At 48.5% G+C, this 23,020-nt stretch carries 28 protein-coding genes; 12 read left to right on the forward strand and 16 right to left on the reverse strand.

Going from position 1 to position 23,020, the window contains the following annotated elements:
* Nucleotides 1-100 precede the first annotated feature (100 nt).
* From purB to rluE, 5 genes are all read right to left on the reverse strand, one after another.
* Complete coding sequence (purB, locus tag DXU84_RS16190) at nucleotides 101-1,471, reverse strand: adenylosuccinate lyase (RefSeq protein WP_013576215.1); 1,371 nt, start codon at nucleotides 1,469-1,471, stop codon at nucleotides 101-103.
* Nucleotides 1,472-1,494: 23 nt separating this feature from the next.
* Nucleotides 1,495-2,121, reverse strand: a complete 627-nt coding sequence (gene hflD, locus DXU84_RS16195; RefSeq protein ID WP_013576214.1) for a high frequency lysogenization protein HflD — start codon at nucleotides 2,119-2,121, stop codon at nucleotides 1,495-1,497.
* 190 nt (nucleotides 2,122-2,311) lie between these two features.
* Nucleotides 2,312-3,421 (reverse strand): tRNA 2-thiouridine(34) synthase MnmA, encoded by a 1,110-nt coding sequence (gene mnmA, locus DXU84_RS16200; RefSeq protein ID WP_013576213.1) that lies wholly within the window; start codon nucleotides 3,419-3,421, stop codon nucleotides 2,312-2,314.
* A 236-nt stretch (nucleotides 3,422-3,657) separates the two neighbouring features.
* Nucleotides 3,658-4,104, reverse strand: a complete 447-nt coding sequence (locus DXU84_RS16205) for an NUDIX hydrolase (RefSeq protein WP_013576212.1) — start codon at nucleotides 4,102-4,104, stop codon at nucleotides 3,658-3,660.
* Entirely contained in the window at nucleotides 4,097-4,723 is a 627-nt protein-coding gene (gene rluE / locus DXU84_RS16210) for a 23S rRNA pseudouridine(2457) synthase RluE (RefSeq protein ID WP_121020071.1), read from the reverse strand. The genes DXU84_RS16205 and rluE overlap by 8 nt, the downstream gene beginning before the upstream one ends.
* A gap of 132 nt (nucleotides 4,724-4,855) precedes the next feature.
* Between rluE and icd the strand changes: the two genes are divergently transcribed.
* Both icd and DXU84_RS16220 read left to right on the forward strand, forming a co-directional pair.
* The gene (icd, locus tag DXU84_RS16215) at nucleotides 4,856-6,109 is read left to right on the forward strand and encodes an NADP-dependent isocitrate dehydrogenase (protein ID WP_013576210.1); all 1,254 of its coding nucleotides are present in this window, start codon (nucleotides 4,856-4,858) and stop codon (nucleotides 6,107-6,109) included.
* Between the two features lie 341 nt (nucleotides 6,110-6,450).
* Nucleotides 6,451-6,948: an anti-virulence regulator CigR family protein gene (locus DXU84_RS16220; protein WP_153376227.1), complete on the forward strand. Its 498-nt coding sequence runs from the start codon at nucleotides 6,451-6,453 to the stop codon at nucleotides 6,946-6,948.
* Nucleotides 6,949-7,100: 152 nt separating this feature from the next.
* Here the strand turns inward: DXU84_RS16220 and DXU84_RS16225 are convergent, their stop codons facing one another.
* Complete coding sequence (locus tag DXU84_RS16225) at nucleotides 7,101-7,298, reverse strand: hypothetical protein (RefSeq protein ID WP_041673231.1); 198 nt, start codon at nucleotides 7,296-7,298, stop codon at nucleotides 7,101-7,103.
* 333 nt (nucleotides 7,299-7,631) lie between these two features.
* Here DXU84_RS16225 and DXU84_RS16230 point away from each other — a divergent pair, with 333 nt between their 5' ends.
* Nucleotides 7,632-7,919: a hypothetical protein gene (locus DXU84_RS16230; RefSeq protein ID WP_013576208.1), complete on the forward strand. Its 288-nt coding sequence runs from the start codon at nucleotides 7,632-7,634 to the stop codon at nucleotides 7,917-7,919.
* 68 nt (nucleotides 7,920-7,987) lie between these two features.
* On the opposite strand, the gene DXU84_RS16235 is transcribed toward DXU84_RS16230, so the two are convergent.
* The 3 genes from DXU84_RS16235 to DXU84_RS16245 all read right to left on the reverse strand — a co-directional run bounded on the left by DXU84_RS16235 (nucleotide 7,988) and on the right by DXU84_RS16245 (nucleotide 10,302).
* Nucleotides 7,988-8,203: a hypothetical protein gene (locus tag DXU84_RS16235; protein ID WP_013576207.1), complete on the reverse strand. Its 216-nt coding sequence runs from the start codon at nucleotides 8,201-8,203 to the stop codon at nucleotides 7,988-7,990.
* Nucleotides 8,204-8,342: 139 nt separating this feature from the next.
* Complete coding sequence (locus DXU84_RS16240) at nucleotides 8,343-9,983, reverse strand: ABC transporter substrate-binding protein (RefSeq protein ID WP_112152144.1); 1,641 nt, start codon at nucleotides 9,981-9,983, stop codon at nucleotides 8,343-8,345.
* Between the two features lie 127 nt (nucleotides 9,984-10,110).
* Nucleotides 10,111-10,302 carry a YebW family protein gene (locus DXU84_RS16245; protein WP_013576205.1) on the reverse strand — a complete coding sequence of 64 codons (192 nt, stop codon included), beginning with the start codon at nucleotides 10,300-10,302 and terminating at the stop codon, nucleotides 10,111-10,113.
* Between the two features lie 201 nt (nucleotides 10,303-10,503).
* Between DXU84_RS16245 and DXU84_RS16250 the strand changes: the two genes are divergently transcribed.
* Nucleotides 10,504-10,749, forward strand: coding sequence for a DUF2766 family protein (locus DXU84_RS16250; RefSeq protein WP_013576204.1), 246 nt, complete (start codon nucleotides 10,504-10,506; stop codon nucleotides 10,747-10,749).
* A gap of 63 nt (nucleotides 10,750-10,812) precedes the next feature.
* Here DXU84_RS16250 and DXU84_RS16255 read toward each other — a convergent pair whose 3' ends face one another.
* Both DXU84_RS16255 and DXU84_RS16260 read right to left on the reverse strand, forming a co-directional pair.
* On the reverse strand, nucleotides 10,813-11,049 hold the full coding sequence (locus DXU84_RS16255) for a YobH family protein (protein ID WP_013576203.1): 237 nt from the start codon (nucleotides 11,047-11,049) through the stop codon (nucleotides 10,813-10,815).
* Between the two features lie 183 nt (nucleotides 11,050-11,232).
* Nucleotides 11,233-13,926, reverse strand: a complete 2,694-nt coding sequence (locus tag DXU84_RS16260) for an autotransporter outer membrane beta-barrel domain-containing protein (RefSeq protein WP_013576202.1) — start codon at nucleotides 13,924-13,926, stop codon at nucleotides 11,233-11,235.
* Nucleotides 13,927-14,597: 671 nt separating this feature from the next.
* Here DXU84_RS16260 and DXU84_RS16265 point away from each other — a divergent pair.
* The 4 genes from DXU84_RS16265 (at nucleotide 14,598) to DXU84_RS16280 (ending at nucleotide 16,081) form a co-directional block, all read left to right on the forward strand.
* Complete coding sequence (locus DXU84_RS16265; RefSeq protein ID WP_081481100.1) at nucleotides 14,598-14,840, forward strand: PhoP/PhoQ regulator MgrB; 243 nt, start codon at nucleotides 14,598-14,600, stop codon at nucleotides 14,838-14,840.
* A gap of 144 nt (nucleotides 14,841-14,984) precedes the next feature.
* Nucleotides 14,985-15,257, forward strand: a complete 273-nt coding sequence (locus DXU84_RS16270; RefSeq protein WP_013576201.1) for a YebO family protein — start codon at nucleotides 14,985-14,987, stop codon at nucleotides 15,255-15,257.
* A 149-nt stretch (nucleotides 15,258-15,406) separates the two neighbouring features.
* The gene (locus DXU84_RS16275) at nucleotides 15,407-15,709 is read left to right on the forward strand and encodes a phage protein NinX family protein (protein WP_013576200.1); all 303 of its coding nucleotides are present in this window, start codon (nucleotides 15,407-15,409) and stop codon (nucleotides 15,707-15,709) included.
* A gap of 135 nt (nucleotides 15,710-15,844) precedes the next feature.
* Nucleotides 15,845-16,081: a DUF4060 family protein gene (locus DXU84_RS16280; protein WP_013576199.1), complete on the forward strand. Its 237-nt coding sequence runs from the start codon at nucleotides 15,845-15,847 to the stop codon at nucleotides 16,079-16,081.
* 60 nt (nucleotides 16,082-16,141) lie between these two features.
* Here DXU84_RS16280 and DXU84_RS16285 read toward each other — a convergent pair whose 3' ends face one another.
* Nucleotides 16,142-16,432 (reverse strand): hypothetical protein, encoded by a 291-nt coding sequence (locus DXU84_RS16285; RefSeq protein ID WP_013576198.1) that lies wholly within the window; start codon nucleotides 16,430-16,432, stop codon nucleotides 16,142-16,144.
* Nucleotides 16,433-16,619: 187 nt separating this feature from the next.
* Between DXU84_RS16285 and DXU84_RS16290 the strand changes: the two genes are divergently transcribed.
* The 3 genes from DXU84_RS16290 (at nucleotide 16,620) to cspE (ending at nucleotide 19,100) form a co-directional block, all read left to right on the forward strand.
* A complete protein-coding gene (locus DXU84_RS16290) occupies nucleotides 16,620-17,609 on the forward strand; it encodes an MBL fold metallo-hydrolase (RefSeq protein WP_153376229.1) in 990 nt (329 codons plus the stop codon).
* Nucleotides 17,610-18,732: 1,123 nt separating this feature from the next.
* Nucleotides 18,733-18,849, forward strand: a complete 117-nt coding sequence (locus tag DXU84_RS16295; protein WP_071823629.1) for a DUF2627 domain-containing protein — start codon at nucleotides 18,733-18,735, stop codon at nucleotides 18,847-18,849.
* Between the two features lie 41 nt (nucleotides 18,850-18,890).
* Nucleotides 18,891-19,100 carry a transcription antiterminator/RNA stability regulator CspE gene (gene cspE / locus DXU84_RS16300; protein ID WP_002221949.1) on the forward strand — a complete coding sequence of 70 codons (210 nt, stop codon included), beginning with the start codon at nucleotides 18,891-18,893 and terminating at the stop codon, nucleotides 19,098-19,100.
* Between the two features lie 59 nt (nucleotides 19,101-19,159).
* Here the strand turns inward: cspE and pgeF are convergent, their stop codons facing one another.
* Nucleotides 19,160-19,861, reverse strand: coding sequence for a peptidoglycan editing factor PgeF (gene pgeF, locus DXU84_RS16305; RefSeq protein WP_112198423.1), 702 nt, complete (start codon nucleotides 19,859-19,861; stop codon nucleotides 19,160-19,162).
* Between the two features lie 147 nt (nucleotides 19,862-20,008).
* Here pgeF and rlmA point away from each other — a divergent pair, with 147 nt between their 5' ends.
* Nucleotides 20,009-20,830, forward strand: coding sequence for a 23S rRNA (guanine(745)-N(1))-methyltransferase (gene rlmA, locus DXU84_RS16310; protein WP_153376231.1), 822 nt, complete (start codon nucleotides 20,009-20,011; stop codon nucleotides 20,828-20,830).
* Here rlmA and mntP read toward each other — a convergent pair.
* The 3 genes from mntP to DXU84_RS16325 all read right to left on the reverse strand — a co-directional run bounded on the left by mntP (nucleotide 20,822) and on the right by DXU84_RS16325 (nucleotide 23,012).
* Nucleotides 20,822-21,394, reverse strand: a complete 573-nt coding sequence (gene mntP, locus DXU84_RS16315) for a manganese efflux pump MntP (protein WP_015690183.1) — start codon at nucleotides 21,392-21,394, stop codon at nucleotides 20,822-20,824. The genes rlmA and mntP overlap by 9 nt on opposite strands.
* A 210-nt stretch (nucleotides 21,395-21,604) precedes the next feature.
* A complete protein-coding gene (locus DXU84_RS16320) occupies nucleotides 21,605-22,063 on the reverse strand; it encodes a DUF986 family protein (RefSeq protein WP_013576193.1) in 459 nt (152 codons plus the stop codon).
* Between the two features lie 106 nt (nucleotides 22,064-22,169).
* Nucleotides 22,170-23,012 (reverse strand): PTS mannose transporter subunit IID, encoded by an 843-nt coding sequence (locus DXU84_RS16325; RefSeq protein WP_013576192.1) that lies wholly within the window; start codon nucleotides 23,010-23,012, stop codon nucleotides 22,170-22,172.
* Nucleotides 23,013-23,020: the final 8 nt, after the last annotated feature.

The following is a 23,020-nucleotide window of genomic DNA, read 5'->3' on the forward strand; positions in this document are numbered from 1 at the left end:
GAGAGAAAAAAGGTCGAAATATCCCTTAAAAAACAATGCCGGTCACCTTAAGTGACCGGCATTAACCCGAAGGTCGCCTTTTGACGTGCAGAGCAAAAACTTACTTCAGTTCGTCAACCATGGTGGTGGCGCGGCCGATGTAGTTGCCCGGTGTCATGGCTTTCAGACGCACTTTCTCGTCTTCGGGCAATTCAAGCGAATCGATAAATGCCTGCATACCGGCAGCATCAACACGCTTGCCGCGTGTCAGCTCTTTCAGCTTCTCGTAAGGCTTTTCAATACCGTAACGACGCATCACGGTCTGGATAGGTTCAGCCAGTACTTCCCAGTTGTGATCCAGTTCGTTCGCCAGATTCGCTTCGTTCACTTCCAGCTTGCTGACGCCTTTCATGGTTGCCTGATAAGCAATCAGTGCGTAGCCCAGACCCACGCCGAGGTTGCGCAGTACAGTAGAATCCGTCAGGTCGCGCTGCCAGCGTGAAACCGGCAATTTGCTGGCCAGATGCTGCAATACCGCATTTGACAGACCGAGGTTGCCTTCGGAGTTTTCGAAGTCGATCGGGTTCACTTTGTGCGGCATGGTAGAAGAACCGATTTCGCCTGCAATAGTGCGCTGCTTGAAGTGGTTCAGGGCAATGTAACCCCAGATGTCGCGGTCGAAGTCGATCAGGATGGTATTGAAACGCGCCACGCAGTCAAACAGTTCGGCGATGTAGTCATGTGGCTCGATCTGGGTAGTGTACGGATTCCAGGTAATGCCCAGAGAGGTAACGAACTCTTCACTGAACTGGTGCCAGTTCACTTCCGGATACGCCACGATGTGAGCATTGTAGTTGCCGACAGCACCGTTGATTTTACCCAGGATTTCGACGTTTTGCAGTTGCTTAAACTGACGATCCATACGGTAAGCGACGTTAGCCAGTTCTTTACCGATGGTGGATGGCGTAGCAGGCTGGCCGTGGGTACGGGACAGCAGCGGAATGTCGCGGTATTTGTGTGCCAGGTCTTTCACGGCATCAATAATCTGTTTCCAGTACGGCAGCACGACATCCTGACGTGCAGTTTGCAGCATCAGTGCGTGAGACAGGTTATTGATGTCTTCAGAAGTACAGGCGAAGTGAATGAATTCAGACACCGCATGCAGGGCAGGGAGCGTAGCCACTTTTTCTTTCAGGAAATACTCAACGGCTTTGACATCATGATTGGTGGTTTTTTCGATATCTTTAATGCGCTGTGCGTCATTAACATCAAAATTTGCCACAATCTGGTCGAGGAAAGCGTTTGCGTCGGCATCAAAAGCAGGAACTTCCTTGATTTCTGCACAGGCTGCCAGTTTTTGCAGCCAACGTACTTCAACCTGCACACGGAATTTCAGCAGGCCAAATTCGCTGAAAATAGTACGCAGCGCGCTGACTTTATCACCGTAGCGTCCATCAACGGGGGAAACGGCGGTCAGTGAGGATAATTCCATCGGTAGCAACTCCTGGGATCTTATTAACAATGAGCGAGAATATTCTTCGCCTGTTCAAACAAGCGATTACGGGAAAACATCAGTTGCAGGCGGCCACCGCCGACCTGGTGCCACAGCACCGCGGAGCGGATCCCGGCCAGTAAAATGGCGCGGACCTTTGCCTGCACTTGCGAATTTTGCAAAATTGCCGGTGAACCGGTCACCTGAATACGCGGACCGGCCGGGCTGACTACGTCGACATAAATCGAGGCCAGAGAGCTGATCATCGTTTCAGATTCCAGTTCGAAATGCGCGAGTTGACGGTCGAGCTGGTCGATACGTTCACCGAGCTGATTCATGGCGGCTTTGTTGGCGTACAGCTTGCGCTCCAGCACCATCAGGCTTAACGCATAACGCGTTAACTCAGCGCCCGGTCCCTGGCGGTTCGCGTTCAGCACGCCCAGCAGCGTCTCAAGCCCCATCTTCAAATTGGCTTCATTATTACCGTAAACTGCCAGCGTCGAGGCTGGATTCATCTCCAGCAGGCTGCGCAGTGACACTGACATTTCTTGCTGTGAGCATTGGCCTTCATGTGCCAGTTGCTGAACCAGGCGTGCTGCCTGACAGATCCCCGCCAAAGCCAGCGTAATGTCGTAATAATTTTTAGCCACGTTTACTCCTGTAAGCGTTTTGAAACGATGAGACGCAGTGACAATGAAATAGCCCAAATTCATGGCGACAGATCATGCCATAAAACTGCCCCTAAACACAGTTCGGAATCAGTGCAGGGCGTCACAGTCGGGCAGAAATAAAGCGGGACGCCCGAAAGCGTCCCTTATTCAATCACATATTGACCCGATATCAGGCCTGAAGCGGCAGACGCTGTTCAATTACGCCCCCGCCGAGGCACACTTCCCCGAGATAAAACACCGCTGACTGACCCGGCGTGACGGCGGCAACGGGTGCATCGAAACGCACCTCGATGCGGTCGTCACCGAGCGGTGTCACTACGCACGGGATATCTTCCTGGCGGTAACGGGTTTTCACGGTACAGGTGAGCGGGCCGGTCAGCGTTTTGCGATCCACCCAGTGCAACTGTTGAGCAATCAGACCGACATTCATCAGGCGCGGATGCTCGTGGCCCTGTGCGACGTAAAGAATGTTGTTTTCCACATCCTTCTCGACGGTGTACCACGGTTCTTCGCTGCCGTCTTTCTGCCCGCCGATGCCCAGACCTTTACGCTGACCGAGTGTGTGATACATCAGACCCTGATGTTGTCCCATCACCTGACCGTCAACGCTTTTGATCACGCCCGGTTGCGCCGGTAAATAGCGGCCCAGGAAATCACGGAATTTACGCTCACCAATAAAGCAGATGCCGGTAGAGTCTTTTTTCTTCGCGGTGATCAAATCCAGTTCTTCGGCGATGCGGCGAACTTCCGGTTTTTCCAGCTCACCGACCGGGAACAGGCTTTGTGCGACCTGTTCGTGACCGAGCGTGTAGAGGAAATAGCTCTGGTCTTTATTGCCATCAATGCCCCGCAGCAAATGGCTGACGCCATTGATATCCTGGCGGCGCACGTAGTGGCCGGTCGCGATATAATCCGCGCCCAGGTCTTCAGCCGCAAATTCCAGGAAGGCTTTGAATTTGATCTCTTTGTTGCACAGGATATCCGGGTTTGGCGTGCGTCCGGCTTTGTATTCCTCAAGGAATAATTCGAACACGTTGTCCCAATATTCCGCCGCGAAATTCACGGTGTGCAGTTCGATACCCAGCTTGTCACACACGGCTTGCGCATCCGCAAGGTCGGTGGCTGCTGTGCAATATTCTTCGTCATCATCCTCTTCCCAATTTTTCATGAAGAGGCCCTCGACCTGGTAACCCTGCTGTTGCAAAAGGTACGCAGAGACAGAGGAATCGACACCGCCGGACATCCCGACGATCACTTTTTTCTGGCTGTTGTCAGACATAATAGTCCCGAAACGCATGAATTAATTGCCCGGTACTGACGGTGTTTTTCTGAAGCTTGTCCCACGAGGATGAAGGCCGCGCGCAACTCATAGTTCACAGAAAACCCGAACACCACAGAAACCCGAACAGAGAGGTACTGCATTACACGAGGTAAATCGTGAAGCGCAAAATTTTATCACGTCGGGCCGGTTGCTGCATCGCTGATTCACCGCGTGGCAACAACCGGGGGAGGGTGTTATTCCGGCAGGTTGAAATTATGCAGGATTTCCAGAGGATAGCGCGGCGATTGCTGATAACAGCGAATGCTTTCGGCCACCAGCGGCGAGCGCAATTGCGCAGAGCCGATAATTTCTTCGGCGCTGACCCAACGGCACTGGTCGATATCATCGTCCTGCGGCGCAGTTTCCAGCATTTCAGGCAAATCAATCACGAAAGCGAAACGCAGGAACGGCGTATCGTCCGGCGCCTGCCACTGATGTAAACCCAGGAAAAACTGCGGCTCGGCGTGGATGCCGGTTTCCTCATACAGCTCGCGTTTTGCGGCGCTGACTAAGGTCTCATTGGCTTCAAGATGTCCGGCAGGTTGATTCCAGGTGACTTTGCCGTGAATGGTTTCTTCGACAACCAGAAACTTTCCCTGTGCCTGAACGATGCAGGCGACAGTAACGTGCGGTTTAAACATGTGGAATTTCCTTCCATTGGCCGGGTTGTAAATCGCCGAGAGTAAACTCGCCCATGCTGTAACGGATCAGACGCAATGTCGGGAAACCGACATGAGCCGTCATGCGGCGCACCTGACGGTTTCTTCCCTCGTATAACGTGATTTTTAACCACGCTGTCGGGATAGATTTACGTTCGCGGATCGGCGGATTGCGCGACCATAGCCATTCCGGCTCTGGCACAATCTCTGCACCTGCGGGCAGCGTCGGGCCGTCTTTCAACGTGATGCCTTCACGCAATGATTTCACTGCGGCGTCATCCGGTTCGCCCTCGACCTGGACATAGTAAATCTTACCGGTGCGCTTGCCGGGTTGGGTCAGCGCAGCCTGCAGTTTGCCATCGTTGGTCAACACCAGTAAACCTTCGCTGTCCCGATCCAGACGGCCTGCGGCATAAATATCTGTTAATGGAATGTAATCTTTAAGTGTCGCACGACCCGCCTCATCAGTGAATTGTGGCAGCACATCAAACGGTTTATTGAAAAGAATCACCTTTACTGGCCCTTTTGGGGCAGATTGTGCTTTAGACGGCCTTTTGCTGAAACGTTTAACGTTGTGATTTTTAAAAGATAGCGGGTTCATAGGCATTGAAGTTAGAGAGAATTAGCGCATTATACTTGAAAAATGTTTCGGATTGGCTAGCGAGAAATATTCGAGTAATATCGACCGGCATCTTACAAATTTTTAACAAAAATGCGCTCGAAGGAGAGGTTAATGGAAAGCAAAGTAGTTGTTCCGGCTGAAGGTAAAAAGATTACAGTAGACGCTCAGGGTAAACTGGTCATTCCTAATAATCCTGTTATCCCATTTATCGAAGGTGATGGCATCGGTGTTGATGTGACGCCTGCCATGATCAAAGTCGTTGATGCGGCTGTTCAGAAAGCCTACAAAGGTGAGCGTAAAATCTCCTGGATGGAAATCTACACCGGCGAAAAATCCGTAGAACTGTACGGCAAAGATGTCTGGTTGCCAGAAGAAACCCTCGATCTGATCCGTGATTACCGTGTTGCTATCAAAGGCCCACTGACAACTCCAGTTGGCGGCGGCATTCGCTCCCTGAACGTGGCACTTCGCCAGCAACTCGACCTGTACATCTGTCTGCGTCCGGTACGTTATTACACCGGCACACCCAGCCCGGTGAAACGTCCTGAAGATACCGACATGGTGATCTTCCGCGAGAACTCTGAAGATATCTACGCAGGTATCGAGTGGAAAGCCGGTTCTGCTGAAGCTGATAAAGTGATCAAGTTCCTGCAAGAAGAAATGGGCGTGAAGAAAATCCGTTTCCCACAAGAATGCGGTATTGGTATCAAACCTTGCTCCGAAGAAGGCACCAAACGTCTGGTTCGTGCGGCGATTGAATACACCATCACCAATGACCGTGATTCACTGACGCTGGTTCATAAAGGCAACATCATGAAGTTCACCGAAGGTGCCTTCAAGGATTGGGGCTACCAACTGGCGCGCGAAGAGTTCGGCGGTGAGCTGATCGACGGTGGCCCGTGGGTGAAAATCAAGAACCCGAATAACGGCAAAGACATCATCATTAAAGACGTGATTGCGGATGCATTCCTGCAACAAATCCTGCTGCGTCCTGCTGAATACGACGTTATCGCCTGTATGAACCTCAACGGTGACTACATTTCTGACGCTCTGGCGGCGCAGGTTGGCGGCATTGGTATCGCACCGGGCGCAAACATCGGTTCTGATTGTGCACTGTTCGAGGCCACTCACGGCACTGCACCGAAATATGCCGGTCAGGACAAAGTGAACCCGGGTTCAATAATTCTGTCCGCAGAAATGATGCTGCGTCATATGGAATGGTTCGAAGCCGCAGACCTGATCGTCAAAGGCATGGAAGGCGCAATCGCTGCCAAAACTGTGACTTACGATTTCGAACGTCTGATGGAAGGCGCTAAGCTGCGCAAATGTAGCGAGTTTGCCGACGACATGATCGCAAATATGTAATTGCGAAATTGTTGAAATCGACATCGGGGGCATCGCGCCCCCTTTGTTTTTCATCCCTCCAAAAATTCTTCTGCAAAATCCCTGTAAAATCTTCTGCAAACCCAGACTGAAAACACCTGATTTAAATAGTCAGAACCACAAACCTTTCCTGCAGTCTTTGTCCGTTAAAACATGAGAGCTATTTGATTAATAATTTGGGCGATGATCCTGATAAATAATGAGAACAGCGTTATTAAGCTTTACATCGTCTTAAAAATATAAAATAGGAATACATGAGATTGTGAAAGGGCGTTTTCTCACATAGATTTAAAAAGTGTCATTCACCTCAAGGAACAACCATCATGTTTAAGCGTCGCACACTCCAGATTGCTCTGGCGGCGGTTATTTCTCTGACGCTGCTGTCAGCGCCCGTTTTTGCTAATCCCGGGAATGGGAATAGTAATGGTAACGGCAATAGCAACGGCAATGGCAATGGCAACGGCAATGGCCACGCCAATAAAGGTCAGGGAAATGGTAAATCATCTGAGCACTCCGGGAATCGCAAAAATTATGGTAAGCCAGACCATGTCTCGTCAGATATAAGCTTCTCACGTGCCCGTTCACTCGCAGTTAACTATGGATTAACCGGATATCAGGCTCTACCACCAGGAATCGCAAAAAATTTAATGCGTGGCAAACCATTGCCTCCGGGCATTGCCAGGAAAGCTGTTCCGGCCTCAATGCTGAACGAGTTGCCGTATTATCCTGGTTATGAATGGCGAGCTGTGGGGGATGATTTAGTTCTCATTGCCCTGAGTACTGCAATTGTCACTACGATTATCAATGGCGTATTTGATTAAAAATGACATAGCATTCTTTTAAGCCTCGCATTAGCGAGGCTTTTTATTTGAACTAATATGAAGATGACGATTAATGGTATCCCGAAAAAGGTCGCTGCTCAGGAATAACCAGAAACTTATTTCATCAGGGGATTCTGCGGCCCTGATGCTGTTTATTTAGCGGTCGCGACCTGCTGTTTTTTAGCTTGTGCTGCGAGATGATGCCCAATAGCGCATCCTGCCACCGCGCCGAGAACAGCGTGATGTTTCAGATGACCGACTACACCCCCCGCCACAGCCCCTTTGAGACATCCTTCTGCCTGAGCAAATGAACTCACTAACATCATGCTGAAAATGGCTGCACTCAACATCGTTTTTTTCAACTGAATTCTCCCAAATGAACACATAGTGCTGTGGCAGAAAATGTCATAACAGCCCCGGTTTGTCATTTTGCTATCTGTAAGCAGGTACTGCTGCTGTTACTTCTCAGATAAGAGAAACTGGTTGCCGACGGCCATGAGTGGCTTATCCCGGTTACATCTGCCGAGGCAGTTAACGGCTCATTGACCAAAGGTTTACTTTATATATAGAAGGCGAGGGACTGCACTTTTTTTAAGTCTGCTAAACTTATATTCAGTAACCGGCGGAGGTCTGCTTTCTCCGCTGTCTCCGGTTATTTTCCACCCGTGAAGAAGGATGCTGCTATGACGCATCAAGAGCAATTGCAGGCCCTGATGGTTCGCATTGACGCGCTGGAACAACGTGAAAGACAACTGACTTATGCTTCAAATGCTTATCAGGCGATTTTAACAACATTACTGGGAATACTGGATAAACCAACCCGTGACCGGGTGATCAGCATGGTCGATCAGGCTCATGATGTGGCATATGCCAGAGCTAATCTGGAGCAGAAAGGGAATATTCTGGGCGCTGATGATATCACCCAGCGCATTTTCTTATTTGCGCAGGGACGTGCGGCACAATCTAAGTAGCGACTGACGGATCATTGATAAGTAACTCGTTGCCTGAAAAGGCTGCGAGATTTTGCTGTGTCGCACAATCAGCAACGCCGGTCGGCTTTGAGCATATTAATCGCTGCACCGAGCATAATACGGCGCTGGACCCCCGTCGCGCAGGCCAGTTGCTCGTCGAGATAATTAATCAGCGCATCGGCACTCAGAGGTTCTCCTCTGTGGCGCATCTTAATGACACCATCACCGATAATACGCGCGACTTCATCCCAGAGCGGTTGGATCTCACTTTCCGAGAATTTCATAACGGCTCCCGTTTGTGTGATTTACGTACAATCTATCATCTGGGCGGCGCGTGGCAAGTGGGTTAGAGGAAGAAGGGCGGTGCGTAGCATTTGAAAAGCCTCTCCTCAGGCAGTCACGCCGCAAGGAGAGGAAGGCAGCTTAATGCTTAATTACATACAAATCTTTGGTATAAATGTAATTGAGCAGGCTGTCGTTGAAACCACCCACATAGGGTTTGACCAGACGGGCGCTGACGTAGTGATACAAAGGAATGACCGGCGACTGCTCGGTTAACACCTGTTCTGCCTGCTGATAGGCTTTGCCCACATCCGCTTTGTCCGTGGCTTTTAACGCATCATCCAGTGCCTTATCGTAGGCGGCATTGCTGAATTTTGGCGTGTTCTCGCTGTTACCCGTGCGCAGGGTATTCAGAAAAGTGGACGGCTCGTTATAGTCTGCAATCCACGCATAACGCACCACTTCATATGTGCCCTGATGCATGGTATCCAGCATGGTTTTCCATTCCTGATTCTGTAAAACAGCATCGACGCCCAGATTCTTTTTCCACATTGATGCGGCGGCAATCGCAATGCGCTGATGCGCTTCAGAAGTGTTATACAGCAGGTTGAATTTCAGCGGATGGTTCGGACCGAAACCTGCTTCTGTCAGCAACTTTTTAGCTTCTTCGTTACGCTGTTCCTGTGTCAGGCTGGCCTCTTTAGGTTTGGCGAAAGTAAAACCGCCGGTGTTATCCGGAGAAAGATGCCAGGCTGGCGTTTGTCCCTGACCCATGACTTTATCGGCAATGATTGACTTATCAATCGCCAGATTCAGCGCTTTACGCACGCGAACATCGTTAAACGGTGGCTTCTGCGTGTTCATTGCATAGTAATAAACGGCCAGATAAGGGCTGACATGGACTTGCGAACCCAGCTCTTTTTTCAGCGATGCAAACAGCGGGGAAGGGACGGTATAAGTAATGTCGATTTCACCGGCTTTATAGCGGTTAACGTCCGCAGTCCCCGAAGCGATCGGTAAATAAGTGACTTTGTTGATGACAGTATGTGCGTTATCCCAGTAGTTCGGGTTACGGACAGCCGTGATGCGTTCGTTAACCGTCCATGTATCAAGCTTAAACGGACCGCTGCTGATCAGATTGCCTGGCTGAGTCCACTTATCGCCGTATTTCTCCACATCTGCCTGACTGATCGGGGAGAGAGAAGGGTGTGCCAGCATACCAAGGAAATAGGAAAGCGGTTGATCCAGGGTAATTTCCAGCGTCTGCTTATCCAGCGCTTTGATGCCCAGTTGCTCAGCAGGCTTTTTGCCGTTGATGATGTCGCCGGCGTTCATTACATGCATACTGCTAAGATAGGTTTCATAAGGTGAAGCCGTTTTCGGGTCTATAAGGCGTTGCCAGCTGAAAATGACATCCTGCGCGGTGATGGGCGAACCATCAGACCAGACGATTCCAGGGCGCAGATGGAAAACCCAGGTTTTGTTATCTTTAGTTTCCCAGCTCTCCGCCAGAGAAGGTTGCGCATTGCCTTTGTTATCTACCGTGACCAGTCCGGCAAAAAGATCGCTGAGGATATTGAATTCAACGTCGCTCTCCACTTTGTGCGGATCAAGTGACGCGGGTTCGCTACCGTTGTTGCGGACAATTTCCTGTTTGGCTGCCAGTTCAACACCTGCGGGAACGGTCGCAGCGTAGGTAGCAAAAGAAGCCATGAAAGAGCCGGAGAAAAGGAGTGCGAGAGGAAGTTTTTTGAAGCACCCATAAGTTTTACGTATCGTCATTGCCATTTCCTGCCCTGTCAATATGGTTAAATATCAATGAGTAACAGGGTATTCATACCGTTCTTCGAACACTTTGGCAATCGTTATGGCATTTTTTGTCGCGCTGTGTGAATGCTGACACAAATGTTCAGTAGTCAGCGTTCTCATGTGCAGGGATCCAGTAGCCGTCGATAAAATCTTCGATTGGGTAACAGCCAGCCTGGCGTAAACCTTGCTGATGCATCGCGACCATGCATTGTTTCTGAGTATTAAAGGCATCAACGACTAAGTCTTCACATCCTCCGCCCAGATAACAAATAGTCAAAACAAGTGCGAACATAGCGCATCTCCATTTTTGTCATCCTGTTAAGCATAGAACCATTATGCCCCTGGCAACATCCGACGCGGTGCGTTTGCTGCTTATTTGTCCGTCTTTATCGGACGAAAAAATGTGAAGTGGCAGAAAAGAGAATTTCAGGAAAGGGCGTGATATCCTCGCGGCCATAATTTTTATGAATGACCATTATGGAAGGAGCAGCTCATGTCTGAGTCTTTGAACAGAGAACAGGAAATCGAATCCGATCTGGTTGCATGCCAGCTGGTAATTAAACAAATTCTGGATGTGATTGAAATTATTGCGCCAGCAGAAGTGCGCGAGAAGATGTCTCATCAGTTGAAAAGCATTGATTTCAGCAAGCATCCTGCCGGTGCAGATCCTGTGACGAAGCGCGCTATCGAGAAAGCAATCTCACTGATCGAGCTGAAATTTACCAGGCACGACAGCTGATAAATAATTGTCATGCCTGCATCCGCGGGCATGACAATAATGTAGTGCGGTAAAATATTTGTTTTATTTGTTGTCGACCACTTCATCCACCCGCTTGAAAATCGGGCAGTTTGCAACACCGATGACGCCACTGTCAGAGTGAATATATTGCGAACTTACAATTCCTCTGGCGGTTAAGTACTGGCATTTCAGTCCCAGTCCTGCGGCATTCTCACTGCTGCCTACCGTCACGCCATAACCCGAAAAAAGAAAAATCGCGTAAATGACGGCCAGCAGGATAACGGTTTTAATTATTCCCATTCTGTAACTCCCTAAACATCTCGTCCTGAACGATTCAGGATATTGATAAGTATAGTAGAAGTTATTTTTCAGAAAATGTCACTGCAGCAGAATCCTAATCAGCAAAGTCGTGAAGATGCCAAAAAAATTGGCCCCTGAAAAGGGGCCAAAAAATTACTGAAGAGTGTTATTCAGACCGGCAAGTTACCAGCGGTATTTCATACCCAGGTTTGCTGCCCAAGGCTGGTCAACATCGCTGCCGCCAAGGTAGTTAGCCCCTGCGTAAACGGTGAAGTTTTTGCTCATGTCGAACTGACCGCCTAAACCAACGCGGACAGCAGAACCATCAACGCCGTTGTCGATACGGTCGCCATTGATGTTTGCATCGTTGTTAGCATCTTCATACACATACGCCAGTGTGCCGTACGGGCTAATTGCCTGATCTGCACCCAGGTCGAAGGTATAACCCAGATTACCACCCAGCTCATAACGCATGCTGTCATAAGCCTGATCGCTGACATGCATGTTGTTGCTCATGCTGTAATCGTCATCGCCGATAAACACGCCAGTAATGCTTGCGTATGGTGTCAAATAAGCCTGAGGAGCGAATTTCCAGTCATAACCCAGTTTCAGACCAAAGCCCCATGCATCAGTCGAGTTATCACCTGATACTTGCTGACCGTTGCTCATGGTGCTTTCTGTTGAGTTGCTGAAGTGGCTGTAGCTCAGAGAAGTATCGAAGAATGCGCCATTATTGAAGTCCAGGCTTGAGTAAACGCGTGCTGACTGGCTGTCAGTATCCGCATCGGCATCATCCATAGACAGGCTGGATTTTGCGAAACTTGCCGCCATACCGACCAGCCACTGGCGTTCACCGCCACCTTCGGTCACTTTATCCAAACCCACCATGATGCCATTAACGTCCTGATCGTAATCAATCACGCCGTTGTCACCGTTTTGCTGACCGCCGAAGTAGTTAACCCACACACCGCCTTTATCATTGCCCTGGGTGTGACGCGAACTATTCATGCGGTTTTCTAAGGTGTCTTGTTCCATATGCCATGTTGCCGCATTGGAAGAAGGCAGGCTCAGGGCCGCATTTGCAGTAGAGGTAATGCCTTGTTTTGCCAGCACGACAGTATCGCCGTACTGCTCAGCCTGATATTTATAAGCACCCAGATCAGCGGTGTTAGCATGGTTAAAGGTCGCATTGCCGCCGTAGATGCGGATCAGCTCTTTATTCTGATAATCAGCAACCTGGCCTTCACCTGTCGCGTTATCGATGCGTACCTGATAATTACCGTTGGTCACGCCATTAACGGCCAGATGACCGTCTGAGTTAATGCCGATAGTGCCCTGATCATAAACATAGTCAGCGGCAGTTTTGTCGCGTGCGTTGTTCAAATCAGAGTTGAGAACATATTCACGGCTACCGATATCGAAAGTACCGTTATCGGTCAGAACCATGTTATGTGTATCAACCTGACCTAAACCTAAGTTCAGCTCAGAACCGCTGCCCACAATGATGGTGTTGGCGTAGAGAGACGCAGTTTCTTCGGTCAATGATGCCTGGCTGCCTGAGTTCAGGTTCAACACATCGGTTTTAACGCCGCCGTGCGCGGCAATTTTCAGGGTTGATGCATTGGTGAGGGAGATGTGATCTGCCAGCAGGGCAGATTCAACAACATTCACCTGAGACCGGTTGTTAACAGTCAGATCGTCAATGTTGGATGATTTGGTGGTGTCCCACTCGGAACCGTTGTTTAGCGCGACATTAAACAATCCGCTTTGATAAACGTCATCGCCAACCAGATAGCCATTGGTACTGCTGAAGACAGAGTAAGGCCAGATGCTGTTGGTGCTGCGGTTATAGAGGGCTGAATCCATCTGAACATTTGAGATAGCTGCGCCAACCCATTTGCTGCCATTATCCAGCGTCAGATTCAGTTCGTCTGTATCATCCCAGCCATTGGTATCCAGCACGCCATCCGCATTGCTGTCATGACCGCCGACGTAATAGTTCTCGTCGAAGGTGCTGACAAAAGCGACGTCACCGGTAATGGTTGAATTATTGAATACGGCATGGGTTTTCATTGCGTTATCTGCGGTGGCACTGGCAACAACAGATAACGCGATATCGTCAGCCTGAGTACCGGCAGCGCTGATATTACCGTAATCGCTTGGCTTATCAGACTGGCCGTAGAAACCGCTGGTCTGCAATTCTGTATAAGAACCTGAAGTCAGCACGGAATCATTAACTGTCAGGGTATTATCAAAAGTATTGCCATTATTTACGTCAGTATCAACCCATTCGTAGCCTTGCGTCAGCGCAATGCCCGCGACGTGAGAGTTATTTTTAATAACGATGTCACTTTCCTGATCCAATGTCACCGCAACGCCCTTGTCAAAGGTGTTCAGGGTTTCATGATCCCGAACGTTGTTAGCATCAGTAACGTCGTAATCGAAGTGTTCGTAAGTATCGTTAATGGTGGAGTTATCAATAGTCAGCTGCAAAGGTGACTGATCATATTCATTACGGGTTGTACCGCAATCGCTCGTCATGCACTCAGAAGTGATCATGCCGTTGACAGTAGTATTGGTGATATTCAGCGTGTTGCTGTTATTGCTATCAAAACCGAGATAATGAGTGGAAATAACGCCGTTAACCACAGCGTTATTGATTGAAGAGTAGATGTCTCCGCCAACGTAACCGTTATCTGCGCCGTCGTTATCCACATATCCACGATAGCCGATATGACCCGCCAGAGTGGAGTCATGATAGAACGTATCGTATACGGTGCCAGAAATATCAGCTGATATTGCGGCAGGTGCTGTTACTGCAACAGCGCAGGCCAGCGCTATTTTAGAAACGAAGAACTTTTTATTCCATGCATGCATTTATTAATCCCTCAACAAAAAATAGTCAGCATGAATCAGCTGAAATTAATTCAGCCACTATGCTTTCATTTATATAACCGAAGAGACAGAAGAACTGTTCGACGGCGGGATGATATTTTAATGGGTGGTATAATTCAACAAAGAAGTTCCTGAGAGTACTCACTAAAATTAAATTATTTTAACGGCGGGGGTAATATTATTGGATTTATTTGGCAACCATAATGAAAGTAATTTCTTTAACGGTTTCTGAATAATACTTATAAAGTCATTATATAATTTTACTGCTATTAGGCTTGCGTTCCTCCGGCCTTGTGGATATAACGCAAGGCGTAATCCCGCTTATCTTGTCAGCACCCGAAACAGGAGTCAGGTTTCTGTCATGAGCCTTGCGAGAATTAATGCATTATTTCACGTTCTGTTCCTTTCTTAATAAATAGGGTTATGGTTTTTATTAAAATGTCTATTTTATAGAAATTATTGAATGAGAGTTATCAGAAATGCAGCGGAGTAAACATTACTTTGCTTGACCAGGATCAAACAAGCGTTACCTGCTATTTATAGATAAAGTTTATACATTTTATTGTTTGATTTACGTAGGTGATTATTACACGTTGTATCACGTGTAAAAGCCGTACTTTCGTTATATCGTTGTTTAGGATATTCGTCGTACTATGTCCTTCTGTTCAGTCAAATGCCGGACGTCGCCTTTGAGCCCTGATAGACGCTTTTTAAACCAAAAGAGACCTGCCATTAAATTGAAAAAGCCTGTTTTCAATGTCCGAAGGATCATTACGTTCGTTCTTTTTCTGCTCATCTGCATCGGCCTGTATCTGCTGGCGTTAAACAGTTACTGTGATCAGGGGGGCAACTTTGATCTGGGCGTATGTGCCATCACCTCATTCATTCCTTTTTAGCGGATGCCTGCCTGAATGACTTTTTGCTCAATGCTTGCGCTGATTGCGGGGGAGTAAGAAAACCCTGTTTTTTTGCGAATAGCTTCCCTGGCCTGTCGGGGATGGTAAGATGAACGCTCTGAACATTCAGTGGTAGGGTAGTCAATGTTTGATTTCGCAATGGGCCAAAACAGCCTGGCCTCATTGGTGCTGTGTGCACTTTCAGCACTGTTATTTCTGTTGGTATGGTTTTTCGTTAGCCGTGCCAGTGTCAGGGCAAATGAACAGATTGCTCTGTTACAGGAGATCGCTGAGCAGCAACGCCAGCAGACCGAATTACTTAAAATTCTGGCTGCACAGGCAAAGGGCAATGTGTCTTCTGTTGAGGCAGACGATGACTCTGCGCTCAGCCTGCGTGGTTTTATTCCTGAAAGATAATGTTGTTTTGTTAACCCGCCTTCCGGCGGGTTTTTCGTTGATACGCGGCGTGCATATCTTTCCTTCTCTTCCTCTCTGATCTTCCTTCATAAAACTGTCTTATTCCTCCGGTAGTCTCCACGCATGTGCCCTGCAGGATGGAATAACTGATGATCAAATGGTCTGAAGAAAACGACAGTGAAGTGAACCACAACATAGCCTTACTGACCGGAGAGGAACCTGAGAAGTGGTATCCCTATGGCGGAATGAAAGGCAAAGATTATTGCAACAACCCCTCCGATGCGTGGCCGATCATTTGCGCCAACAAAATCAGCATTAATTTTAAAGAGTTGCAAAGCAATCCTCTCTGGCTTGCTGAAATCAGCAGTCCTCAAGGCCAATGGCAGGCGCAAAGCAAACGTCCCCTTCGTGCCGCTATGGTATGTTTCCTGCTTAGTAAGACTTGCGTATAAACAAAAGCGCAGAGATACTCAGATAGTGACAAAGTTTTGCAAAGAAGTGATTCGAATAAGCGTCGCATAAAGCGATGCGTATCAAGTGATTAATGTTTCCTCATTTTGACAGTTGTGTCTAAGGCGGAGTCCATTATGAAGCGCATCATTAAAGGTGATAAAACTCTCTCCCATCTGGTGGTTGCTCATGCAGCTATCGACAGTCATGAAAAAGCCTACGGCAAACGCCGGCAGGGCTGGCCTTCCACCTATCTCATCAAATATAAAGATGCGCGTGTTGCGGTCGAAGTTGTGACCCGCAGACAATCCTATGTTGCCACCCTCATGATCGGTGCCAGAAATCTCACCAAACTTTGTGGTATGCCTGCCTGATAATCGGGAAGTATTCCTGTAACTTCAAACCGTGCCGGAGATATCCGCCACGGTTTTTCGTTATACAGGCTTTCTCATCAGATAACGCTGCCGGAGGTTACCCCGCTGAAAAGGCCGTTTCATAACAGATAGCATCAGTGCGATGACATCGAGGATCAACAGCAATGTTCCGGTGATGGCTAACGCCGTCAGCCCCAGCAGGGCGAGAAGGAAAATCTTTACTGAGGTCGGAACGGTCATCCGGCGAAAGCGGGAACGCAGCCATAAACGTCCATATTGTGCCTGGATCTGCATAATATGGGTCAGCCTTGACGCAAAGGTTTTGCGGTCTTTTGTTGTGTTCCTGGTCATAAATAATCTCCTTTTTGAACATCATCAGTTAAACATGAAGTTATTAAGATTTTCTTAACCCCACGTAGTGGCTGAACTGCCACATAATTTTTCACTTTCGATCTGTAGTGCGCTCAATAAGTATGCTAATTAATCTGCCTCATGGCTTTACGCTGCCGCCGATAAAATAGTGATCTCATGGAGCCTTATGTCAGGTAAAAATCCCTTTTACGACCCGTCAAAAACACATCACACACCGGATGGTTTTACCAATGCCGAACCCCATGACCGGCAGGAGGGTGATCTCAAGCGCTGGAGGAAAGAGCGCAAGGAACTTCGCCTGCCTGCGCCTCCGGCGAAAGGTTACGAACATTTTGTCAGCCAGTGGTGGCAGGCTGCCGACTTCAGCGGGTCTGATGATCGTTTATGGTTTTTAGGACATGCCTGTTTATTGCTGCGTGTTGCCGGGCGCTATATCCTGATGGATCCTGCATTGTCTCATCGTGCTTCGCCATTCAGTTTCTACGGGCCTGAGCGAAAAACGCCGGTTGCTGTTACGGTAGAAGAACTTCCACCGATTGATGTTGTTATGTTATCCCACAATCATTATGACCATCTCGACAGCGCGACGGTCCGCAAGCTATTGCGACGTTTCCCGGAAGTGCAATTTATGGTGCCTTTGGGCATAAAGCGTTGGCTGGAGCGGCGCGGGGCGCGATACATCGAGGAACTCGACTGGTGGGATGAGCAGCAGTTTGGTGAGCTGAAGTTTTCAGCTGTGCCGGCGCGCCACTGGAGTATGCGGACATTATGGGATCGAAACCGGTCTCTCTGGTGTGGATGGGTGGTCAGCCATCCCGGTTTGCGGTTCTTTTTTTCCGGCGACAGCGGGTACAGCAATCAGTTTGAAATAATTGGACAACGTCTGGGACCTTTCGATTTAGCCGCAATTCCTGTCGGCGCCTATGCACCAAGATGGTTCATGCGTGCGCAACATATGGACCCGCAACAGGCAGTGGCTGTGTTTACTGAGCTGTGTTGTAAAAAGGCGGTTCCCATTCATTGGGGGGTTTTTGAATTAGCCGATGAATCACTGGATCAGCCATTGATTGAATTAGCGGAAGCCATAAGTCAAAGTGAATCGCCTGAAATGGAATTTAAACCATTAAAAATTGGCGCAAGCATTTCTAAAGATTGAATATCATTTCCACCGGTATTGGGAATATATAAGTAGCTACTTCACCTATGAAATGAGAAGTATTATCAGTTGGGTGACATTTTTTATAACACTTACACTTCGTGTGTGTTATGTGAATGTTAATTATTAGGTCAGATAGATTAATTACCTGCTCAATTCATCTTTATCAAAACAGAATGTTTTTTGTAAGCGCGGAGAGACTTCTTTTTGTCAGAAAAAATGGATTTTTTTGTTGCTAAACAGGGCATTGAACTGCGCTTCGCCTGCCTGCAACGCAGGCGGGTTGTCTGTCAGACTATCGTGGTTGGCTTCTGGCAGGTAATGAGACGATTTTAGCGTGATCTGAGTATGAATAGAAAGCTGATATGGGATTTTGATCACGGTAATTAATATTAGTTTTTCATATGGATATTTAGTATTTGAATAAGGCGGCCGGGAGTATCGGCAAACTGTTATGTTGTTTTAACCAACTCGCAAACTTTAATTCATTATATTGTCAAAATCACCACGATAAAAAATAGTCATTACCGGGTGTCGTAATTTGGAATTCATTTTGCCTGAAGCCGGTTGGGTTTGGGCTATTATCAGGCAGGAAGTACAGGCGCACAGTTAAGGTGCATTTATTGATTTTCACTGTTTGTTTTGCACCATTTTATCCGTCTATGGCGTAATTGATTATTGCATAACCAGTCATATTGGGAGGCACTGACGTTGTGCATATACCCGTTCTGTTGCACAAGTGCCGCAAACGCCGTGTGATGCGCTGTCACCGGACCTGATCTCACGCTGTAAGGCCTGTAAAGCGGTGCCGAATGGGCACAGAAGCGGAGAGTTTTAGCTGGCTCCCGCAATAAAAATTCAAATAAAGGTGTGTTTTACGCTTACGGTTCTGCATTAAATGATCAATAATCGAAACAGGTCGTTATTGTTTTGTTTGATATGCAGGTAAAACTGCAAAGCAGAAAAAAGCATGTCTATCAACATATTTCAGCTTAACTGAACACGAAGTGCCTTTAACCGGCTCAAATATGTGCGACATGTCCATCACTGATTAAAAATGGCTTGCCATCGAATTCAGAGTATGTGATAACGCATCTGGGTAAAACGAGGTACAGTTCTGTATATGTGTGGCATTTTCAGTATAGAAGTTCTGAGTAAAGACGTTCACGTTGAATACCGCTTCTCTGCCGATTCTAATCTTAGTGCCTCAAGCAGTAACGACTCTAGTTTGTCTATGTAACGCCGCTGGGCGGTTTAAACAATCCAAAGGAAATACTCAAGATGGCAAAGATCAAAGGTCAAGTTAAGTGGTTCAACGAGTCTAAAGGTTTCGGTTTCATTACTCCTGCTGACGGCAGCAAAGATGTGTTCGTACACTTCTCTGCAATCCAGGGTAACGGCTTCAAAACTCTGGCTGAAGGCCAGAACGTAGAGTTCGAAATCCAAGACGGCCAGAAAGGCCCGTCAGCAGTTAACGTAACTGCAATCTAAGCAGCGTTAGCTGTAAAAAAACCCGCCAAGGCGGGTTTTTTTGTGTCAGCCGTTCAGGCTCAGAGGATCATGATCCCTGATTGCTGGTTACGTCCGCTGATACCCGGGTGTGTCGGGTCCTGCGCCCGCTGATGGCTGTTACGGCGAAAACTCGTGTACCTGAATCCGGTTCCGGCTGCATCGGGCGAGCAAATCGTGCAACGGCCTGCGCGATCAACGCCTGCAAATCCTAACGCCCGCAATTTGGCTTCAGCAATGGCAACCAGATCAAGATGGCGGTGGCTTGGTGAGATGAGTGCAGGGGGTAAATCGAGACGTTGCAGAAAAGTATCAATCAGTTCCTGACTGACTTCATAACAGCAGGCTCCTGCGGACGGGCCGACAGACACAAACCAGTCAGAAGTATCACCCGACTGATTAATCCACTGTGCCATTTGCTCCAGAATGCCGTCAATCAGCCCGCGCCAGCCTGCGTGCACTGCCGCAACTTCTCTGCCATCTTTGCGACAGAAAATTACCGGTAAGCAGTCTGCAGTGAAAACGGCAAGAAGAATGCCCGGCATAGCGGTGATGAAGCCATCCGCCTCACCGCATTCCTGGCCTGCGACTGTGACATCGACAATCCGTGTGCCGTGTACCTGTTTTTTTCCGGGACAGGTCGCTTCATAGCTTTGCAGATGTTCAGGCAGCAACGCCTGTTTATCGCCGAAGCCATGCACAATACCGGGGATTTGACTGAGTAAAGCTGAGTGGTCACTCATCTTGTGTCTCGTTAGAGAAATGTGATGCAACCAGTGTAGCCGCCTTTGAGCGGGATTTTCCAGCAGTTGCAACCCCTGAGCACCTTCTTTAGACTTAACACTATTGCGAATTTTCGCCCCCTCAGACTTTTCTTGCAGGTTTTCCGCATGACTTATCAGTGCCCGCTTTGTTTCCAGCCGCTTACGCTGGCCGGTCAGCAATGGTGTTGTCCCGCCAACCATCAGTTTGATAACGCGAAAGAGGGGTATGTCAATCTGATGCCCGTACAGCACAAACGCTCAAAGCAGCCGGGTGACAGCCCGGAAATGATGATATCGCGTCGTGCTTTTCTTGATGCAGGCCATTACCAGCCTTTGCGTGACCGTCTGACAGATATTCTGGACGACGTCATCGCGCAAACGGCGGACACATTGCTGGATATTGGCTGCGGGGAAGGGTACTACACCGCCGCATTCGCTGAGAGGCTCACACAAAAACGTGCGCTGAAAGTGTTTGGGCTGGATGTCGCGAAAGTGGCCATCCGTTATGCATCCAAACGTTATCACGATGTGTCATTTTGTGTGGCTTCCAGCCATCGCTTACCTTTTGCTGAGGGTTCACTGGATGCGGTCATTCGTATTTATGCACCCTGTAAGGCGCAGGAATTGTACCGGGCGATAAAACCGGGCGGCCTGGTGGTTACGGTGGCACCGGGACCACGTCATTTATATCAGCTGAAAGGGTTGATATACCAGGATGTACAACTGCATGCTGATCTCGATGAGCAGCTGGAAGGTTTTGACCGGATAAGTACGGAAGCGCTCGCCTATGACATGATGCTTTCCGGAGAGCAGGCGTTTGATTTATTGCAGATGACGCCATTTGCATGGCGGGCGACAGAAGAAGTGATGGCCAACTTAAAGGCTCAGACAGCCTTTGAATGCGAGACAGACTTCCTCATCAGGATACATCAGCGTGCGTCAGCGTAAATAACCCAGATGCTCCAGCAGGATGCTCGACCCAATTCCGATCAGAACCGCACCTCCTAAAACTTCGGCCCATTTGCCTAACAGCGGGCCGATAAAACGCCCGACCATTATCCCGAGCGTTGACATCACCATGGTCGCCATACCGATGAGCAGCGCGGTAAGGATGATGTTCACTTCAAGAAAAGCTAAACCGACGCCGATCGCCAGAGCATCAAGGCTGGTGCCGATAGCCGTTGCAGCCAGGATCCAGAACCCGTGACGGGTTGCCGTTGTCAGGTTATCTTCCGGCTTATTTTTTAGCCCTTCGATGATCATGCGCGCGCCCAGAATAAACAGCAGGGTAAACGCGACCCACTGGCTCCACTGCATGATGTACTGGCTGGCAAATAAGCCCATATACCAGCCAATCAGTGGCGTTATGGCTTCTATGACGCCGAAAATAAAACCCGTGCGGAAGGCCTCGCGAAAGCAAGGACGATGAAGGCTGGCGCCTTTGCCAATTGATGCGGCGAAGGCGTCCATGGACATGCCAAATGCAAGAATAAGCGTAGCGGATAAGTTCACGAGAATAGCCCCCAAATGACGGCGCAACCTTACCACACTATTTTTATTCGGGACAACACCAAATAAAATGGGGTTTTAAATAATGCCGTATATTGGGGAGTAACAATATTGTTGACAAAGTATTTATCAACATTGTTATTTGTAAGGTTAAGTTAAATTCTGGGGAATATGCACCATGCTATAACTGATAACTCATGGTATAAATTCAAATTATTGATTATTAACCATAATTTTATATATTCTTTCAAGATCATCCAGTTCGTTTACGCGAATTAATAACTTTTTCTGTTCTAATTCAAATACCAGAATACCGTCTTCAGAAAGATTCATACTGCGGATCCGATCGTAGGTGATGAAAGTGTTGGCGAAATAAAAACCCTCCTCTTTGAAGAGCATTTTTGGCCAGCGAATAAAAGAGAGATAAAAAGCAATCAGCCCCAGGCCGATCAGTAAATAATTGGTAATAACGGTGCCATTCGCATGGATATTATTATAAAGAAGAATAGCCAGAAGACCGATAAAGATAATCGAATCGAGTCTGTTACGGCGGCGCAGGTTGACCCGCAGGCGAGTTTTACCCTTGCGTGTACCCATGATGAATTCGTCATAGATGGCGTAGGCAAGCAACAGGAGAGTGAAAAGGGCGAGGACGATATCGGTTACAGACATGAAAACTCCAGCTAACAGCCATCAGGCAAAGCAAAGTAAAAATGACAAAGAGATCAATAGCAGAAACAAAAAAGCCGGGGAAAGATTTCCCCGGCTTTGAAGGTTATCAGAGACCTAGCAGGCCAATCCAGTAACCGAAGATACCGATGGCGAAGAAGCCAACGATGATCCACAACGCATTCACTTTCTTCCGCAACAGCCACATACAACCGAAGGTCAGCAGTAATGGCACCAGACCCGGCATCAGCTGGTCCAGAATAGTCTGGACAGTGGTGACGGTGGTATGACCCGTCTGGTCGGTGATTTTCGACACGACTAGCGGAATGTTAACGTGTGTCCACTTGTTAACCAGGGCCCCCATAACAAAGAGGCCGAGAATTGACGCCCCCTCGGTCAGTTTTTGCAGGAAGCCGCCGCCCATATCGTTAACGATATCGACACCTTTTTTGTAGCCATAAGACACGCCGTAGTAGCGGGTCAGCAGGCGTACGAGGTTAAACAGAACAAAGAACAGCAACGGACCCAGCAAGCTGCCGGTCATCGCAATACCCGCACCCAATGCAGCAAACACCGGACGCACAGTACCCCAGAAGATCGGGTCACCCACACCGGCCAGAGGCCCCATCAGACCGACTTTCAGGCCGTTGATGGCCGCGTCGTCGATAGGTGCGCCATTGGCACGCTGTTCTTCCATCGCCAGCGTCACACCCAGAACCGGAGCCGCAACGTAAGGATGGGTATTAAAGAATTCCAGGTGGCGTTTGATAGCCGCTTTGCGATCGTCGTTATTTTCAGGGTAGAGACGACGGATTGCAGGCACCATACAGAAGCAGAAGCCCAGAGCCTGCATACGTTCGAAGTTCCATGACCCCTGGAAAAGGTTGGAGCGTATAAACACACCGCGAATATCGCTGGCCGTGAGTTTTTTAACTGCAGTTTGATCAACCATGTCCTTCA

Source organism: Rahnella sp. RcJ3 (genome assembly GCF_009498575.1).
Classification (GTDB): domain Bacteria; phylum Pseudomonadota; class Gammaproteobacteria; order Enterobacterales; family Enterobacteriaceae; genus Rahnella; species Rahnella aceris.